At 47.8% G+C, this 17,153-nt stretch carries 16 protein-coding genes; 13 read left to right on the top strand and 3 right to left on the bottom strand.

What is annotated here, in order from left to right; translation table 11 throughout:
* Window positions 1–127 precede the first annotated feature (127 nt).
* The 4 genes from GC096_RS37095 to GC096_RS37080 all read left to right on the top strand — a co-directional run bounded on the left by GC096_RS37095 (window position 128) and on the right by GC096_RS37080 (window position 4,963).
* Entirely contained in the window at window positions 128–697 is a 570-nt protein-coding gene (locus tag GC096_RS37095) for a hypothetical protein (RefSeq protein WP_171638126.1), read from the top strand.
* A 42-nt stretch (window positions 698–739) separates the two neighbouring features.
* The gene (locus tag GC096_RS37090) at window positions 740–3,178 is read left to right on the top strand and encodes an S-layer homology domain-containing protein (protein ID WP_171638124.1); all 2,439 of its coding nucleotides are present in this window, start codon (window positions 740–742) and stop codon (window positions 3,176–3,178) included.
* A 74-nt stretch (window positions 3,179–3,252) separates the two neighbouring features.
* Window positions 3,253–4,479 carry a redoxin domain-containing protein gene (locus tag GC096_RS37085; RefSeq protein WP_216626381.1) on the top strand — a complete coding sequence of 409 codons (1,227 nt, stop codon included), beginning with the start codon at window positions 3,253–3,255 and terminating at the stop codon, window positions 4,477–4,479.
* A gap of 79 nt (window positions 4,480–4,558) precedes the next feature.
* The gene (locus tag GC096_RS37080) at window positions 4,559–4,963 is read left to right on the top strand and encodes a VOC family protein (protein ID WP_171638120.1); all 405 of its coding nucleotides are present in this window, start codon (window positions 4,559–4,561) and stop codon (window positions 4,961–4,963) included.
* Between the two features lie 51 nt (window positions 4,964–5,014).
* Here the strand turns inward: GC096_RS37080 and GC096_RS37075 are convergent, their stop codons facing one another.
* On the bottom strand, window positions 5,015–5,671 hold the full coding sequence (locus GC096_RS37075) for a DUF2306 domain-containing protein (protein ID WP_171638118.1): 657 nt from the start codon (window positions 5,669–5,671) through the stop codon (window positions 5,015–5,017).
* A 131-nt stretch (window positions 5,672–5,802) separates the two neighbouring features.
* Window positions 5,803–6,561: an exodeoxyribonuclease III gene (locus GC096_RS37070; RefSeq protein ID WP_171638116.1), complete on the bottom strand. Its 759-nt coding sequence runs from the start codon at window positions 6,559–6,561 to the stop codon at window positions 5,803–5,805.
* Between the two features lie 537 nt (window positions 6,562–7,098).
* Between GC096_RS37070 and cysK the strand changes: the two genes are divergently transcribed.
* The 6 genes from cysK (at window position 7,099) to GC096_RS37040 (ending at window position 12,087) form a co-directional block, all read left to right on the top strand.
* Window positions 7,099–8,037: a cysteine synthase A gene (gene cysK / locus GC096_RS37065; protein ID WP_171638114.1), complete on the top strand. Its 939-nt coding sequence runs from the start codon at window positions 7,099–7,101 to the stop codon at window positions 8,035–8,037.
* Window positions 8,038–8,230: 193 nt separating this feature from the next.
* Window positions 8,231–9,235, top strand: a complete 1,005-nt coding sequence (locus GC096_RS37060; protein ID WP_171638112.1) for a helical backbone metal receptor — start codon at window positions 8,231–8,233, stop codon at window positions 9,233–9,235.
* Window positions 9,236–9,253: 18 nt separating this feature from the next.
* Window positions 9,254–10,255, top strand: a complete 1,002-nt coding sequence (locus tag GC096_RS37055; protein WP_171638110.1) for a FecCD family ABC transporter permease — start codon at window positions 9,254–9,256, stop codon at window positions 10,253–10,255.
* On the top strand, window positions 10,248–11,036 hold the full coding sequence (locus GC096_RS37050; protein WP_171638108.1) for an ABC transporter ATP-binding protein: 789 nt from the start codon (window positions 10,248–10,250) through the stop codon (window positions 11,034–11,036). The genes GC096_RS37055 and GC096_RS37050 overlap by 8 nt, the downstream gene beginning before the upstream one ends.
* The gene (locus GC096_RS37045) at window positions 11,036–11,545 is read left to right on the top strand and encodes a HugZ family pyridoxamine 5'-phosphate oxidase (protein WP_171638106.1); all 510 of its coding nucleotides are present in this window, start codon (window positions 11,036–11,038) and stop codon (window positions 11,543–11,545) included. The genes GC096_RS37050 and GC096_RS37045 overlap by 1 nt, the downstream gene beginning before the upstream one ends.
* A 53-nt stretch (window positions 11,546–11,598) precedes the next feature.
* On the top strand, window positions 11,599–12,087 hold the full coding sequence (locus GC096_RS37040; protein ID WP_171638104.1) for a DinB family protein: 489 nt from the start codon (window positions 11,599–11,601) through the stop codon (window positions 12,085–12,087).
* Window positions 12,088–12,138: 51 nt separating this feature from the next.
* Here the strand turns inward: GC096_RS37040 and GC096_RS37035 are convergent, their stop codons facing one another.
* Window positions 12,139–12,921: a lipase family protein gene (locus tag GC096_RS37035; RefSeq protein WP_246303267.1), complete on the bottom strand. Its 783-nt coding sequence runs from the start codon at window positions 12,919–12,921 to the stop codon at window positions 12,139–12,141.
* A 175-nt stretch (window positions 12,922–13,096) separates the two neighbouring features.
* On the opposite strand from GC096_RS37035, the gene GC096_RS37030 reads away from it, so the two are divergent.
* The 3 genes from GC096_RS37030 (at window position 13,097) to GC096_RS37020 (ending at window position 16,990) form a co-directional block, all read left to right on the top strand.
* Window positions 13,097–14,812, top strand: coding sequence for an ABC transporter ATP-binding protein (locus GC096_RS37030; protein WP_171638101.1), 1,716 nt, complete (start codon window positions 13,097–13,099; stop codon window positions 14,810–14,812).
* 148 nt (window positions 14,813–14,960) lie between these two features.
* Window positions 14,961–16,037: an ABC transporter permease subunit gene (locus tag GC096_RS39445; RefSeq protein WP_171638099.1), complete on the top strand. Its 1,077-nt coding sequence runs from the start codon at window positions 14,961–14,963 to the stop codon at window positions 16,035–16,037.
* Window positions 16,034–16,990 (top strand): ABC transporter permease subunit, encoded by a 957-nt coding sequence (locus tag GC096_RS37020; protein WP_171638097.1) that lies wholly within the window; start codon window positions 16,034–16,036, stop codon window positions 16,988–16,990. Before GC096_RS39445 ends, GC096_RS37020 begins: the two co-directional genes overlap by 4 nt.
* The last annotated feature ends 163 nt before the right edge of the window (window positions 16,991–17,153 follow it).

The raw sequence follows: 17,153 nt of genomic DNA, 5'->3' as shown, positions 1-17,153 counted from the left end.
TGCTCTTCGTTGTGTCTCTTTTTTTTATCTTCTAAACAAGTGCAAGGAGGATGACAGCGAAGAAGCAAGTTGGCATGATGGCAATGGCATGGAATTAAAAACCACAGAAGGAAAGGGATGTTCAAACATGGCTAACATTGGACTATCAAAATTTAAATTATTGGCAATACTCGCAGCGATTGCTGTACTTATTGTCATCTACGCGGTCACCGTATCCGCTTCGAAGAGCACAGATAATAATGGAACAACTGCTGTTGTGACAACAACGCAAGCTCCATCAGCAACACCGAAAGTGGAGATTCCATCTCAAGCTGCGGTAGCCGCAGTTGCTGAAACTAAGCCGCAAGCAGCTGCAACACCAGCTGTGGAAGCGACGCAGCCGCAAGCTGCTGCTGCAACACCAATAGCCACAACTGCGCCCACAACGAACACTGCAGCAACTACTACCGTGAATACGAAGGCACCTGAAGTAAAAACAGCAGCAGTAACCACAGCGGCTGAACCGAAAAAAGCGGAAGAGCCTAAACCAACGGCTGAACCCGTGAAGAAAGAAGAGCCCAAAGCTGCCGTGGCTGAGACGCCACAGCCTGCTCAAGTGAAGCCAGTAGCTACACCGGCGCCAGCCAAAGCAGCTGCAACTCCTGCACCTGCTGCACAAGATGAAGAGAACTGCGACATCGAAGAAGAGGGTTGCTAATCGGAGCATTACACTAACGAAACCAACACAGAGGAGAATACTATGACCAAATCATCGACTTCCCATAAAGCATTAACGCTAGTCCTGGCTGCTACGCTAGTATTACCTTTTTTACAGAGTAACCAAGCAAGCGCCGCAGCGTCATCAGCCCCAATCAACAGCACTTATACCAGTTATTTCAACCAAAAATATGATAATCTTGTTGACGATAAGAACGTTTTTAAAACAACAACTTATCATGAACTTGATTATTTACTAGACTCCGAAGGAACCTATGTATTCCTATTCGGCGGGGCTTGGAGTAAAGAAACACAATCGGTTGTCGGATACATAAATGAGGTAGCACAAGCGAAGGGAATTAAGTCCATCTATAACTTTGATACGCGGTTAGATGGTAAAGACCCGGCTACAGATATTGCAGACTCGGCCAATAATCCAATCTCGAGACGTTATGTCGATCTGGTTAATAAGTATTTAACCAATCTCAGCACACAAATCAAGGGTTCGGAAAGTGTCACGTACAGCAATGATGTGACGTCAGGCAAGGCGCCTAACCTCGTTACCAAAACCCTGACAGGGACAGCTCAAAAGATTCAAACCCCGTATTTGTTCGTGTACAACAAAAATAACAAAAATGGCTCTGCCAACGCACCGATTATTTCTTCGGTAGAGGGAATCGACGCACTTTTAACTAATGGTGTTGTGGATAAAGCCAAAGTGGATGCGTATAAAGCGAAAGTCAGCGCAGCCTTTGATGCGGTTCCAGCTAACCTGAAAGCAGGGTTGCAAGCCGATCAAAATAATAACAACTATATTGCCTCCTCCTATAACGAATTCGCGGGAGAAACAATCTTTGGTGAAGCGGATAAAGACATCGTGCTTGATCCAGTAACCTATGATGAGCTTAATGGTGTGTTGAAAAGCGAAGGGAACTATGTTTTCCTATTCGGATGCTCTTGGTGCCCTAATACACGGGCAGTTGCGAAGTATGTCAATGAATATGCCAAGAAATACAATGTATCCAAAGTGTACAACTGGGATACGAAGTTGGACGGAGGTATTGGCGGGACGCCAGATGTGCCAGTAGGAACGGATAGCAGCAATTTCCTTCAAATCCGTGCAACCGGAGCTCCATTTGCTGATCGTTACGTAGATTTGGTTAATACATACTTAACAAATATCGAAACGCTTTATGCAAAAGCAAGCAATAACGTCAGCTACAAGGACGCGAATGGCGTTGATCATGTAGCTAACAAGCTGCAAGTGCCTTACTTCTTTATTTACAACAAGGATCATAAAGATGCGCAAGGAAAACCAGCCCCAATTCTTGATCATGTTGAGTTAATGTACACGTGGAAGGATATTCAACCGGATTATGAACTGAATGGTAAAAAAGGTGTCAATTACAACAACTATATTGAGGCTCTAGATCGTGCCTTCTCCGAACTGCAAGGTGCGGCTGAGCAAGCAGCTCCAACAGGTCTAACTGGGAAAGCTCCGAAGTCAGACACGAGCAAGGATGGTCAAATCAGCGGTACGTCTACTGCTCTTGAGTACAAACGTGCAGAAGACAAAGCTTATGCACAAGTAACAGGCACGTCCCTTACAGGACTTACGCAAGGCACTTATTACGTGAGGACAGCAGCGAAGGCAGGCTTCAAGCCAAGCCCATCCACAATCATTGACTTGAATTTGGAGCAACCGGCAGCACCATCTGGGCTAAGCGCTGCAGCAGCAACAACTTCGTTGAGTCTTGATGGAAAAATCACAGGCACAACTGCGCAGTTGGAATATAAGCTTTCCGGAACCACTAAGTACACAGTAGCCAAAGCGACAGAAACGACAGGACTATCGGCAGGCACTTATCAAGTTAGATATGCAGCCAAGTATGGCTATAACCCAAGTCCAGCAACGGATGTTGTGATCACGTACACGAAATCTGCCTTTGTAGATGTGCCAGAGTCAGCATGGCACTATCAAGCGATTAACTTCTTAGCAGCCAATAAGATTGCTGGCGGCACAGACGAGAACCATTTCAGCCCGAACGACAAGCTGACAAGAGGACAGTTCATTACGCTACTATTAAAAGCCTACGGCATAGCGCCGGAAGAGAACGCGAAAGACAATTTCGGGGATGCAGGCAACACGTATTACACGCCTTATTTGGCGGCTGCTAAACGTCTGAACATTGCAGGTGGTGTTGGTGATAACCAATTCGCGCCGAATCAAAGCATCTCTCGTGAGGAGCTGTTCACACTGTTACATCGCTCGTTAGGTGTACTGAATAAGCTTCCAAAAGGGAATGGGGCAGCTACATTATCTAGTTTCACGGATGCGGGCCAAATCGCTGGATTTGCGCAAGAAGCATTCAAGTCACTTGTTGAGAGTGGGATCCTAACAGGGGATAACGCAAAGCTTAACCCACAAAACCTATCCACGAGAGCAGAAGCAGCTCAAGTGTTATACAACTTACTTAAATAAGAGGTGAAATGGGTAGCCGCAAGGCTGCCCATTTTGCCCATTTTGGTCAAAACGATCATGGGAGGAGAACCGATTTGGACTTCATCTTGGCTTTTACAGCGGGGCTGCTTTCATTCATATCCCCTTGCGTTCTTCCGCTCATTCCTGTGTATTTCAGCTATATTGTAGGCTCATCTCTGACCGAACTAGTTACAAACAAAGGGAAGAGTCAGGTCGTCTATAAATCCTTGTTCTTTATACTGGGCTTCTCCCTTGTGTTTATAGGCTTAGGTATTTCCGTAAGTTCGATCAGCAAATTATTTACGTCCAATTTATCGATTTTTAGACAGATTGGCGGCGTAGTCATTATTCTGTTTGGACTTCATATGACAGGGATATTTAAGATTAAATTGTTGTATTCCGAAAAAAGGCTCCTAACTAGCGGCCCATCTGCGAGGAAAACGGGTCCGTTTCTGGTAGGGATGGCATTCGCAGTGGGTTGGACACCCTGTATCGGTCCGATGCTCTCTACGATTCTCATCTATGCGGGCAGCATGGAAACGATCCAGAAGGGAGTCCTTCTCCTCACAGCCTACTCGCTAGGGATGGCGGTGCCATTTGTGCTTTCGGCCTTTTTGGTCGAACATTTATCCCGATTGTTGAAAAAGGTTTCCAAATACTTGCCCATTTTCTCCATCGTCAGCGGCGTCATTATGATCTTTATGGGTCTTCTCGTTTTCACGAATCGGATGGAGATGATTAATCAGTCCCTTTCCTTTTTAACAAGCTCATATAGCATTAGTGAAAAAGCGGCCGTAGAATCCTCCAGCTTGCAGCCAGCAGCTTCAAATACGGAAAGTATTGAGGGGGGTGCGATGCCCGACACGCTATTACTTGATACTCAGGAGCGGGAGAAAGCGATCGATTTTACAGTAACGGACTTACAAGGTCAGCGGGTAACATTAAGCGATCTGAAAGGCAAAAACGTGTATATCAACTTTTGGGCAACTTGGTGCAAGTGGTGTATCAAAGAAATGCCGGATATGGAGAAGGTGTATCACGATTATAAAGATGACAATCTCGTTATATTGGCTATTGATGTCGGTGAAAGTCAGGAGAAGGTAAGCGAATATCTGAAAGAACATCCTTATTCCTTCCGTGTGTTGCTCGATCCCGATAAAAAGGTCACGCAAGCCTACAAACTTCGATCCATTCCAGTTTCCATTTTCGTAGATAAGCAGGGAAGGGTTGCCTACAACCGAGTAGGTACATTAACAGAAAATCAGATGAGGACTGTCATTAAGGATCTGCTGATTGAGTAGAAATCAAATAAGAACACTTGATCCCATATAGTTGTACATGGTACAATTTTAGGAAACGAAAGAATGGTGGGATCGCCAAATGAGAATCCAATTAGAAGGCATCACAATGTTATCGCAGGATGTGGCACGACTAGCTCATTTTTATCGGGATGTGCTTGGATTTCGTATTGTTGTGGAAGAAGCGGATTATGTTGAATTCGACAATAGCGGCGTTCGTCTAGCCATTTTCACGACTCCTCTTATGGCGAATAATACGAATGATCATCCTTCATTTCTGGAAGAGCGCAAAGGGCAAGCTTTTGAGTTTAATTTTCAATGTGACACACCAGAAGATGTGCATGCTCTTTATGAGGAGTACGTCTCCAAAGGAGCTACGGCGATTATGGAGCCAATAGTAAAGTCCTGGGGGCACGTAACGGCCTTCTTTGCTGATCCAGATGGGAATATCCATTCACTTTTCGCGGTTAACCCTGAATCAACTTAAACAGCTAAGAACCCCATTCGCAATTAAAGGGGGTTCTTGTCTATCTAATGCCTACACGTTCAAAGGACGCACCACTCTCCGAAGCCCAGCGCGAATGATCATCTCCGCTAAGAGCAAATTCGGCAACCAACAGATCCAAGCAATGACGCCGAACGTATCGTTCGTATCCGTGAGACCCCAGAACACAGCTGCGAGTGGCGTCATAACACGGAGCGAGATCGCTGCGCAGGACAATGCGTAATTTCGCAGCATCCATTGACCGTGCGCGCGCGGATTGCGATCGGCCATAATGCTCTTTAAACTTTGGTAAAGTGTGTACAACCACATGAGAGATAGAGCTCCAAAGCCAAGCTGAGCGCTCAAACCACCGCTAGTATAATAAGCCATGTAGAGACCAGTCACACCTGCTACCGTAATCATCGTTGCATACACATAGCCAATCGCGCGATGGACATTCGGTGTTCGGAGACGGATCCTCTTGATGAATTGCAGCCAACCAATGCCGAGCGCAATGCCGCCAGAAACGGCGTGGAACCATAGTACGGTATACCATAGATCAGGCATGGTACCTTTCGCGGTAACGAAGCCTTGATCCTTGATATCGTCGGGGTTACCATACAGTAGCAAGGCATAAGCCGCGATCCCAACGGCTAGGAAAGCTAGAATACCAAACACCCAATTCCGTCGTCTTCTTCGGTTTCTCTTCATTTTGCATCCCTCACAGCTCTCATCGAATTCTTGTTGATTCGATTTTACCATTCAGGGAGTTATTTCCAGAAGCGACCATGGTCGGAGCGGGTGCTCCTCCTTAAGTCGGGGATTGGGAGCAGCCACGTGCTCTAGGCTAAATCCAGCTCCAATACCACCGGACAATGATCGCTTCCTAGAATATCACAGGCAATGGATGCCTCCGTGATCTTCGGTGCTAATCGGGCTGATGCGAGGAAATAGTCAATCCGCCAGCCCACATTCCGGGCACGAACGCCAGGCATATTGGACCACCACGAATACACGTCGGTTCTCTCCGGGTACAGATGTCGGAACGTATCGAGAAAGCCTGCTGCTAACAAGTCCGTCATTTTGCCACGCTCTTCGAGGGTGAAGCCGGAGTTGTTGTGGTTGCCTTTGGCATTTTTTAAATCGATCTCGTGATGGGCAACATTCAAATCACCGCAAACCAGCACTGGTTTAACCGCATCCAAACCGACTAAATAATCACGGAACCGATCCTCCCACTCTAACCGATAGGGCAATCTGGATAGATCACGCTTCGCATTGGGCGTATACACAGTAACGAGGTAGAAATTCTCGAACTCTAAGGTCAGGATGCGACCTTCAGGCTCGGAATCTTCTTCGATACCGTATCGGACAGAAAGTGGCTCCACTTTCGAGAAAACAGCCGTACCGGAATACCCTTTTTTCTCCGCATAGTTCCAATATTGCTTATAGCCCTCTCCTAGATCGAGGTCGATTTGCCCCTCCTGCAGCTTTGTTTCCTGCAAGCAGAAGAGATCCGCATCCACCTCTTTAAAATAATCCGTAAACCCTTTATTCACGCAGGCTCTCAAGCCATTCACATTCCAAGATACCAGTTTCATTGTCGGTTCTCCTTGCACTCTATTTATGATAGTTATCATCTAAAAATCAGTGTACCATATGTTCGAGTCATAGTTCTCTTCTAATCCACACTGACTTGCGTCGAATTTCGCTTAATATGCTTCAGAGTCGAACTAGATGGATTTTATGATGTGAATTTCGCCGCATTTTTCTAATTCATCGCAATAAATGGATTTTGTACAGTTAATTTTGACCGAGGAGGCTGTAAAGGCAAGTTCGGCTATTATTAACTGTAGATTTTCCATTTAAAACCGATTTTCCCGAGAAATCACGGGAATTAGCTGTAGTTTATACAGGTAAAGCTTCCCATTATCATTACCAATACAGGTGGCATCACCACCCTTCAGCTACACGGGGATGCGCAACGACCCGTCGCCTAAATCCCCCAATATAAGAAAATACCACACCTCCTCATCAGGATTATTGATTTAAGTTCCCTCAAAACAGGTGTTATACTTGATAAATATCCCACTAAACGTATCGGTTTAATATTACACCTGCGAAAGCGAGGGTCTCCTATGACCAAAATATATAATAATTTAACAGAACTCATCGGAAATACACCGTTGCTGGAGCTCTGGAATTTTAATAAAAGGCAAGGGGTTGAAGCTCGCATTGTCGCGAAGCTGGAGTATTTCAATCCGGCGGGCAGCGTGAAGGATCGCATCGGCTATGCCATGCTGAAGGACGCAGAACGCAAGGGGAAAATCAATCAGGACACCGTCATTATCGAGCCGACGAGTGGGAATACGGGCATAGGTCTGGCTTTTGCAGCAGCTGCATTGGGCTACCGGTTGATCATTATTTTGCCGGATTCGTTCAGTGAGGAGCGCCGCAAAATTGTAAGAGCGCTAGGCGCAGAGCTTGTGCTCACGCCAGCTGCGGAAGGCATGCAAGGTGCCATTCGCAAGGCCAAGGAGCTAGCTACTGGGCTGCCCAATTCCTATATCCCGCAGCAGTTCAGCAATCCAGCCAACCCTGAGGTTCATCGCACGACCACGGCAGAAGAAATTTGGCGAGATACGGGCGGAAAGGTTGATATTTTTGTAGCAGGCGTAGGTTCAGGAGGCACCATTACGGGTGTAGGAGAGATTCTGAAGCAGCGGCATTCCGATGTTCAAATTGTGGCTGTTGAACCTGCGGATTCTCCCGTGTTGTCTGGCGGCACACGTGGTGTGCACCAGATCCAAGGGATCGGCGCAGGTTTTGTGCCGGATAACTTCAACCGGGCCATTGTGGACGAAATCCTCACCGTTAGCAATGAAGAGGCGATGGAGACGGCGCGCCAATTGGCCAAAAGCGAAGGGCTTCTCGTCGGCATTTCGTCTGGGGCTGCAGCCTTTGCAGCCGTTCAACTGGCAAAGCGACCTGAGAATAATGGGAAGACAATCGTCGTCATTCTGCCGGACACCGGCGAGCGATATTTGTCATCGGCGCTCTTTGCAGAGCTCGAATAGGCGTACTAACAAAGTCCAATAGACCGTGAAAGGTAGCGAATTCGCACCTTTCACGGTTTTTTGCATGCAGAATTTTAGCGGAATTCGGCTGACTAAAATACGACAATAAAATTTCTATTGAAAACAATTATCATTATCACTATAATAATAATGAAAATCATTATCAATTACAAACAGGGGGATTCAACATATTATGAAACAGGCATCCGTAAAAATAGGCATGGCCGTACTATTACTCTCGTTGACTGTCGCTTGCGGTCAAGGGACTTCCACTGAAACAGCTGCATCACCAGCAGCAAGTGCCGCAGCGAAAGCTGCCGCAACGCCAGCTCCAACTGCAGCACCAACAGCAGCGCCGAAGGTTGCGATTGATGAAGCTAAGGCGACTGAGCTGCTAGCTCAGTTCAAAACACCAAACCCTGCGAAAGTCGTTACCGTCTCTGTAGGGATCTCGGAGATCCTTAATGAGCTTGGCGTAATGCCAGTTGGCGTACCAACGACAACGAGCAAGATGCCAGCAGCTTATGCGAATGTGACGAAAATCGGCAGCTCACACGCACCTGATTTAGAGCAAATTGCTAAACTAACGCCTGATGTGATTGTTTCGCCAGCGTCCATCAAAGATAGTCTAGAGAAGAAATTCCAACCGGCTAAGCTGCCATCTGCCTACATTCCGGTAGATTCCTTAGAAGAACTGAAGCTTTCTACAGTCGTCTTGGGTCGATTATTCAAGCAAGAAGCGAAAGCAACAGCATTGCTTGAGAAAACAATCACCGAGGAAACAGCAGCACGTGAGCTTGGCAAAGGGAAACCAGCGCCGAAAGTCCTTATTCTTTTCGGATCCGCTGAATCCCTGATGTTCATGAACGAGAACACGTTCACAGGCAGCTTGGTGAAGCAACTGGGAGCTTCCAACGTAGTCTCCGACGTTCTTAAGCTGAAAGAAGCGTATGTGCCACTGAACATGGAAAGCATTGTTGCTGCGAATCCAGATGTGATTTTGCTGGTAGCTCATGGCGACCCTGCAGCTGTATCTAAGAAGTTAGAAGAAGACTTGAAGAAGAACGGTTCATGGGAGAAGTTGAACGCGTTCAAGAACGGTAAATTCAAACCTCTAGATTATAATCTTTTCGGGATTGCATCCATCGTCAATGCACCTGCAGCATTCAAAGATCTAGCGCAAGTTTTGTATAAATAAGCACGGGGGAATGCATTCGTGGTCGAGAAGCAGAAAAGAAAAGTCACGTATATAGGGATCGCATGTGTGCTGCTTCTCGTGGGCACATTGCTTTCCATCGGCCTGGGCAGCGTCCGTATTTCACCAATGGATACCCTCCTCACCGTTTTTGGTCATGGAAGTGAGTCCAATATAACCATTCTGTGGGATATTCGTATCCCCAGGGTTTTTCTAGCCCTAGTAATCGGGGCCAATCTTGCAGCTTCCGGTGCATTACTCCAAGCTGTCCTGCTCAATCCACTTGCAGATCCTGGATTGACTGGCGTTTCGAGTGGTGCAGCGGTTGCTGTATTGCTTATTTTATTGGCCTTTCCTACCTTGTACTCCTTAGTCCCGCTAGCCGCCATCGTTGGAGGCTCCGTAGCTGCCATCATGGTCTATGTATGGGCGTGGAGTAAAAAAACAGGCTTTGCACCAATTCGGGTTATTCTATCCGGCGTTGCCGTTAATGCCGTCTTCGGCGGTGTAATCGGACTACTCTCTATTCTATATAGCGACAAGCTTCCGACTGCACTTCAATGGTTGAACGGCAGCTTGTCTGGTAAGGGAATGGATGGTGTTACGACAATTCTCCCTTATTCCCTCATCGGATGGATAGCTGCGCTTCTGTGTATTCGCCAAGCGAATATCTTGCGACTAGGCGAACAGGCAGCACATAACTTAGGTCAGAACCTGACGCGCATCCGTTTCACACTTTCTTTCGTTGCTGTTTACTTAGCTGCTATTTCGGTATCGACAGTTGGGCTTGTCGGGTTCGTAGGACTTGTCGTCCCGCACATCGCACGCATGCTGATTGGTTCCGATTATCGCGTTATGCTGCCGCTGAGTGTTGTGCTTGGAGCGCTCGTTCTGCTGATAGCAGACACGCTCGGACGCACGGTATTCGCTCCTTTAGAAATACCCTCCGGCATTGTTATGGCGATGGTTGGGGGTCCTTACTTCCTGTATCTGATGCGAAAGGGGGAATCCGCCCGTGCTTGATGTACAGTCCTTAACGATTCGATATGGGGAAAGAACAATCGTCAACGATTTCTCGCTGGATGTGAAAGAAGGAGAAGTCGTTACGATTATCGGACCCAATGGTTCTGGGAAATCGACGATTCTCAAAGGTGTGTCCAGGCTCATCCCGTGTGAGAGCGGTCGCGTCTGCATTGCACAGCAAGAGTTGCAATCGCTCAGCACGAAGCAGGTATCGCGCATCATGTGCATGTTGTGTCAATCCAACACAAGCCCAGCCGACATGACGATTGAAGAGCTTGTTGGTTACGGCCGGATGCCGCACAAGAAGTGGTTTGAACGCTTTAATGGCGAAGATTACGACATCATTAACTGGGCATTAGAGCAAACAGGCATGATGGGTTACAAGGATCGCCTTGTAAATTCGTTATCCGGTGGCGAGGCACAGCGTGCTTGGATTGCTATGGCATTGGCACAGCGTCCCAAAGTACTACTGCTCGATGAACCAACAACCTACCTGGACATCGCGCATCAATTGGATGTACTGGAGCTAGTCCGTAAGTTAAATCGTGAACTTAACCTTACCGTGGTCATGGTTCTGCATGATTTGAATCATGCCAGCGCGTATAGCGATAACATTTGTGTGCTGAAGAATGGACAACGTTATCAATATGGTAAGCCGAACGATGTGATGACGAGCGATCTGCTCCGACATGTGTACGAGGTAGAAACTGACATTCAATATGGCGAGCACGGTGCGGGTCCCCGCATACATATTCTAAAGAAAAGTAGGAGCGTGTCCTAATGAAACAACAGGATCTGGAAACCAGCAAGCAGCAGTATTTGAAGTTCTCCGAAGGTTTGAAAACGTTAATGCTAAGTACGGTAGATGATAAAGGTAAACCATTCACATCCTATGCCCCTTTCGTAAAGAAAGATGGTAAGCTGTATATCTTTATTAGCCGAATTGCGAACCACTTCCGTTATATGGAGAAGAACCCTTCGGTTGATGTGATGTTAATTGAAGATGAAGCTTCCACAGAGAATCTATTTGCAAGACAACGTGCTCGTTTCGTATGTACGGCAACTAATATTGGGAATGAAGATAAAGAAGATATTTTCGAGCTGTTCGGTGAGCGTTTTGGTAAGCAAATGATTCATGTATTGAAAACGCTTGACTTCTCCTTATTCGAGCTTACGACGACGGAAGGCCGCTATGTAGCTGGCTTTGGTCAGGCCTACGATATTGATTTGGCAGCGACGAAGTTTGAGCATGTAGCTAGAGATGGTCACCAACCAGCGAAAACATCCTAGTACGATCCCAAAACCCAAATCTCGAATCCCGAATCCCGAAGGAGTGCGTAAACATGAGTTTTGAAACCGTATTGCCAATTTGGAACGCGATCCAAGGTCGTTTTCATAAAACAGTCCAAAAGCTCCCTGAAGCTGATTTGACCCTTGAATTGGGTTCAGCTTCCATCGGCTATATGCTTCGTCATAATGCTGAGGTTGAATATATGTTTGCTAACTGGTTTTTGGGTGTGAAAATTCCAGAAGGTATTAAGCTGTATACAGCAGGTGGTCCGAATGGCCCGAAGGTAAAACCTGCGTTCACCAACCTACAAGAATTGGTCGATGATCTGACAGCTTCGAATGATTTTCTAATTGAAGCGATGCGTAACCTGCCTGAAGAGGCTTGGAGCGTGCCAGTTGAATCCCCAATGGGCCCATCGACACCGCTGGAAGCAGTTGGCAGATTGATGTACCACACAGGTATTCACTCAGGTCAAATTTCGTTGATTCAGAAGCATTTCGCTGTAAAAGAGAATGCGGCAGAAGCCCCCGCGCAGCATTAATAGACTTATATGGTGAAAAAAGAGACTATGGGGACTTTCCCATAGTCTCTTTCAATTCGGACAGAAGCCCGGCGTCTTGGCGCAGAGGAGCTTCGCATATTTCGGATCGAGCTTAGCCAGTTCTGTGAAATAGCTGCTAACGGCATGATTACCAGCGAATGATCCGGTTGGAAAGTCGAGCTCAACGGCCTTTTTTACATGAATATAGTGATAGAGGTCACCCGTACGAGGCGATTTGTAAACGAGCGGCGGCAGGGAAGGAACCATATCGTTACGATTATATACGCGATAGTGGGGACCTGTTTTGCGGTTAAACTGGCCTGCGAATGTCGTATTACCTACCCGTGGCGAACCGAACGTATAGATGGAGGGATCTTTGAACTTGGTGTTCGTAGCCAAGTCTGAAGCACATAACGTGGCGAGCGAGCCACCGAGGCTGTGCCCCGTGAGGTAGAGTTGTTTGTGAGAGGATAGTTTGCTCATGGCCGTTACAATTTGTTTACGGGCGGATTCGTAAATATCTAGAAACCCTTGGTGTACGAGACCGCCTGCTTTGGCATAGGGAAAATCAGTCTGTCTGGCAATGGCATCCGAGATCCAGTCCGATGTGGTGGACGTGCCTCGAAATACAATCACAATTTGACTATCGGATTCTGCAATAAAGCCAAATAGCTCGCGCCCGCCAAAGGCAGAATTCGCCGTAAACGGAGTCACGATTCGATAGGCAGCGGGTAAGATGACGCCTTCCGTACCTTGTTCCAGTTGGGTATAGCTTTGGCCGCACATCGCTGCGAGGCGAAGAGCAGTTCGCGTATCCATAGAGTTGTTGAACATGATGACATGCCTCCACAGCCAGGATATGATATACCTATTCATATGAAAATATTGGATACATGTCCTCCGACAACTGCCTATTTGTGGAGGATTTCAGGTATAATAGGCAGTGTTGCAACCGTTAGAAGCTCGAAGTCATGTTGGTTGTCAACGATACGAAAGGTGGTATAGACACATGTTGAAAAGGTTTTTTTCGTACTATCGGCCCTATAAGCACTTATTTATTTTGGATTTTACTTGTGCGGTGGTGGCTGGGTTACTGGAGCTTGGGTTCCCGCTAGCCGTCAATCAGGTTATCGATAAATTGCTTCCTGCAGGGAATTGGGCTTGGATTATTTGGGCGTGCGTGGGGTTGTTGGCCGTCTATGTGCTGAACACACTGCTGAACTTTGTCGTTACATATTGGGGTCACATGCTGGGGATTAACATTGAAACGGATATGCGGAAAAAGTTGTTCACGCATCTGCAGAAGCTGAGCTTCCGATTCTATGACAACAACAAAACAGGGCAACTCATGTCACGGATGTCGAATGATTTGCTTGAAATCGGCGAGGTCGCGCATCATGGTCCGGAGGATCTGTTCATTGCCGTGATGACGCTCATTGGTGCACTTCTGCTGATGCTGCAAATTAATGTGAAGCTAGCGCTGCTAACGTTCGTTATTGTGCCATTCCTGCTGTGGATTGCGGTGTATTTTAATCAGAAAATGACCAAAACCTTCCGTCGCATGATGGGAGATCTCGCGGATATTAATGCAAGAGTGGAAGATAACATCGGCGGTATTCGTGTCGTACAAGCGTTCGCGAACGAAGCTCATGAGAAGAAATTGTTCGAGGTGAACAATGGCCGATTCCGATTGACGAAGCTGGCTTCTTATAAAATCATGGCGTGGAACATTTCCTTAAGCTATATCTTAATGCGTTCCGTAACGGTATTCGTACTGATCTGCGGTACGTGGTTTGTTATCGATAAGCAAATTAGCTATGGTGAGTTTATTGCCTTTGTTCTATTAACGAATGTATTCTTAGGCCCGATTCAGAAAATCAATAATGTCATCGAGAGCTATCCGAAGGGGATTGCTGGCTTCAAACGCTATGTAGAGGTTATCGACACCGAGCCGGAGGTTGCCAATCATCCGAATGCTCGGAAGGTGGATCATCTCGACGGCCAAATCAAATTCAACAACGTGTCCTTCGGGTATGGGGACGAAGCTCGTGTTTTGAATAACATCTCCCTTTCCATTCGTGCAGGGGAGACTGTTGCATTCGTCGGCCCGTCTGGCGCAGGCAAAACGACGATCTGCTCCCTGCTGCCTCGTTTCTACGATGTCAGCGAGGGCAGCATCGCCATTGACGGTGTCGATATTCGACATATCGAGCTGGAATCGCTGCGCCGCCAAATCGGCATCGTGCAGCAGGATGTGTTCCTGTTCTCCGGCACGATGCGGGAGAACATTGCGTACGGCAAGCTAGGCGCGACGGATGAGGAGATCTGGGACGCTGCGCGGCGCGCGCAGCTGCAAAGTTATATCCAGTCCCAGCCGAAGGGACTGGATACGGTCATCGGAGAGCGCGGCGTCAAGCTCTCCGGCGGGCAGAAGCAGCGCCTCGCGATTGCGCGCATGTTCTTGAAGAATCCGCCGATTCTCATCTTAGATGAGGCGACATCGGCGCTGGATACCGAGACCGAAGCGGCGATCCAGCAGTCCTTGGCGGAGCTGTCGAAGGGCCGCACGACACTCGTCATTGCGCATCGACTCGCGACGATCAAGAACGCGGACCGCATCGTCGTTGTGACGGAAGAGGGCATCACCGAGCAAGGCGCGCATGAGGAACTCATCGCTGTTGGCGGTGTGTACAGCCGCCTGCATCAGGCGCAGTTCAGTTCTTAGGAAGCTTTCGCCTCCCTGTTTGTTAGGGGAGGCGGAGGCTTTTTCTTTTTTCAATAGAATAGACTAGTCCTGCCCAAAACCTTCGTGATAAACTATGACCATACAATGATTATTTACCTAAGGTAAATTACAAAAGAGGTGGCACGGAGTGAAGTCAATAGGACGATGGCTATTGCTGGGTGCGATCACGCTGATCGGTATTTTTTTGCTGAGTAATATTAGGCAGATGTTCTTGTCCGTCCAGCCCGATCAGATCAAAGTGTCGGTCAATGCCAGTATTAGCATGCAGAAGCTAAGTGAGATGCTGCCTGGCAGTAAGATTTTGAATGAGAAAAGTGGTCTGATAGAAGTCCCCTACGGCAAGTTCTGGGAGTACCAAGGTACGGCTATGACGATCAAAGGTGTGCTGCGATCCTCGGTCGTTCCGCTAGAAAAGCCGATCATTTCGTGGCGCTATTATGGTTACACCGTCAAAGATCAGCTTAAAGGCTTCTTGCATGGCGATTTTGGGAAATATCGTGATCCTTATACGCGTAAGGAAGTTGCGATGACAACGGCTATTCCTAAGATGCTGCTCAAAACCTGCACCTATTTCATACCTGGCTTGCTGCTCGCCATCCTGCTCAGTATGCTAGTTGCTCTGTGGGCGTCCATATCAAGGCGGGTTGGCGTCGTGCTGGATGGTATTCATGCGCTGCTTGTTGGATTACCAGACTTTTTCTTGATCGTGTTGATTCAATTGGCGGCGATTTACGCGACTAAGCTCCTCGGTCATTATGTACTGTTGATCGTTCAAGTGGGAGACCGAACGCCGTTTCTCATTCCGTTTCTTACGATTGCGTTGATTCCGTCGGTTACGATTTATGGGACACTGCGTGTCGCCATTGTACGTGAGCTGGGGCAGGATTATGTTGTCACTGCACTGGCCAAAGGACTGACGCGGCGCGAGGTGCTCTTTTTCCATGTGCTGCGGAATGTGATGGAGGATGTGTTGGCTATTTTGCCAAGAGCTACGACATTAGCCCTTGCTAGTATGGCAGTTGCGGAGGCGATTTGTGGCATTGGAGGTTTAGGTGGCTTCATCATTTTGCCGATCTACCAGGGGATTACTTCCATGTCGGCGATCTGTGTGGTGCTTGGTGTGGTTGCCATGGCTTTTCATATCCTGTATGCGCTGCTGCGGAAGCGGTTCGTGGTTCGTGCGGAGGAGGTGGCTAGACCATGAGAAAGCGTCCTTCTACAGCCTTTTATATATCCATTGCTTTCATGGCGCTATTCCTGCTGGTGATGGTGTTCGGGTCTTGGTTGAAGCCGCATGGAATCTCTCCAGAGGACAAAATCAACATGATCCAATACCAAGAAGACGGGAAAACCAGGTACGCAATCCCGCCGTACGCTCCCAATAGCACCTTCCTGCTTGGTACCGATCACCGTGGGTTCGACATGCTCAGCTTATTATTGAATGGGTTAAAGTACACACTAGGCACGGCGCTCGGTCTGACTTTGCTTCGGTTTGCGGTGGCGTTGCCTTGGGGATTATGGAGCGGAATGACGGGCAAGGGGAGAGGCCTTCTACGTTCCTTGCAGTGGGCGGTTGCCGCAGTGCCGGCATTTATTTTCCTTTATCCACCGCTGGCGGGGATGTATTACGGGCTAAGGCTCGATCTCGGGGCCAAAGCGGATCCGCACAACAAGTTGTTGTTTAGCATCACCTTTATTATCTTAATTACACTGATTGGGATGTTCCCGTTGGCACATCAGATCGCAGATCGGACACGCTATTATAGTGGCAAAATGTTCATTGAAGCGTCCCGCCTCATGGGCGGTTCGTTCTGGCATCGGACGCTTCGGCACATATTCCCTTCGATGCGGAATGAAATGATGTTCATCTTCTTAAGCGAGTTCATGCAGGTGCTGTTCCTGCTGGGCCAGCTTGCCGTTTTCAATATCGTGCTCGGTGGTACCGAGACGATTGGCGACGAGGAAGCCGGCTTCCAGATCACGATCAGCACCTCTGGGGAATGGCTGTCGCTGATCGCTTACGGCGCGCGATATATCCGGCTGCACCCTTGGATTATTCTCAGCGCAGGGACAAGCTTTGCGTTGTTATTCCTTTCATTGCAATTTTTCTTGAATCAGCTCAAGCGCCGCTATGGCGAGGAACGTCAGCTGATGTAACAGAGTCGAGCTTCATCCTAGGGATGGGGCTCGGCTTTTTTGTCGGTGGTGGAGGAGCTTCAGCATCCCCATCCGCCCCCGCATACTAGAGATATTTAAAATAAATGGATTTCATGTAGCTAATTCTGCTGTATTTCCCACTTTGAGCCGATTAACTGTAAAA

It is taken from the genome of Paenibacillus plantarum (assembly GCF_013141695.1).
Lineage (GTDB): Bacteria > Bacillota > Bacilli > Paenibacillales > NBRC-103111 > Paenibacillus_E > Paenibacillus_E plantarum.
Note: the sequence above shows the minus strand (reverse complement) of the source record. Positions and strands in the feature narration are given on the sequence as shown.

Excerpts from the sequence above, each read along its gene's own strand:
- GC096_RS37095 (WP_171638126.1), top strand. The coding sequence starts at position 128 with ATGGCTAACATTGGACTATCAAAATTTAAATTATTGGCAATACTCGCA.
- GC096_RS37090 (WP_171638124.1), top strand. The coding sequence starts at position 740 with ATGACCAAATCATCGACTTCCCATAAAGCATTAACGCTAGTCCTGGCT.
- GC096_RS37080 (WP_171638120.1), top strand. The coding sequence starts at position 4,559 with ATGAGAATCCAATTAGAAGGCATCACAATGTTATCGCAGGATGTGGCA.
- GC096_RS37075 (WP_171638118.1), bottom strand. The coding sequence starts at position 5,671 with ATGAAGAGAAACCGAAGAAGACGACGGAATTGGGTGTTTGGTATTCTA.
- GC096_RS37070 (WP_171638116.1), bottom strand. The coding sequence starts at position 6,561 with ATGAAACTGGTATCTTGGAATGTGAATGGCTTGAGAGCCTGCGTGAAT.
- cysK (WP_171638114.1), top strand. The coding sequence starts at position 7,099 with ATGACCAAAATATATAATAATTTAACAGAACTCATCGGAAATACACCG.
- GC096_RS37060 (WP_171638112.1), top strand. The coding sequence starts at position 8,231 with ATGAAACAGGCATCCGTAAAAATAGGCATGGCCGTACTATTACTCTCG.
- GC096_RS37045 (WP_171638106.1), top strand. The coding sequence starts at position 11,036 with ATGAAACAACAGGATCTGGAAACCAGCAAGCAGCAGTATTTGAAGTTC.
- GC096_RS37040 (WP_171638104.1), top strand. The coding sequence starts at position 11,599 with ATGAGTTTTGAAACCGTATTGCCAATTTGGAACGCGATCCAAGGTCGT.
- GC096_RS37035 (WP_246303267.1), bottom strand. The coding sequence starts at position 12,921 with ATGTTCAACAACTCTATGGATACGCGAACTGCTCTTCGCCTCGCAGCG.
- GC096_RS37030 (WP_171638101.1), top strand. The coding sequence starts at position 13,097 with ATGTTGAAAAGGTTTTTTTCGTACTATCGGCCCTATAAGCACTTATTT.
- GC096_RS37020 (WP_171638097.1), top strand. The coding sequence starts at position 16,034 with ATGAGAAAGCGTCCTTCTACAGCCTTTTATATATCCATTGCTTTCATG.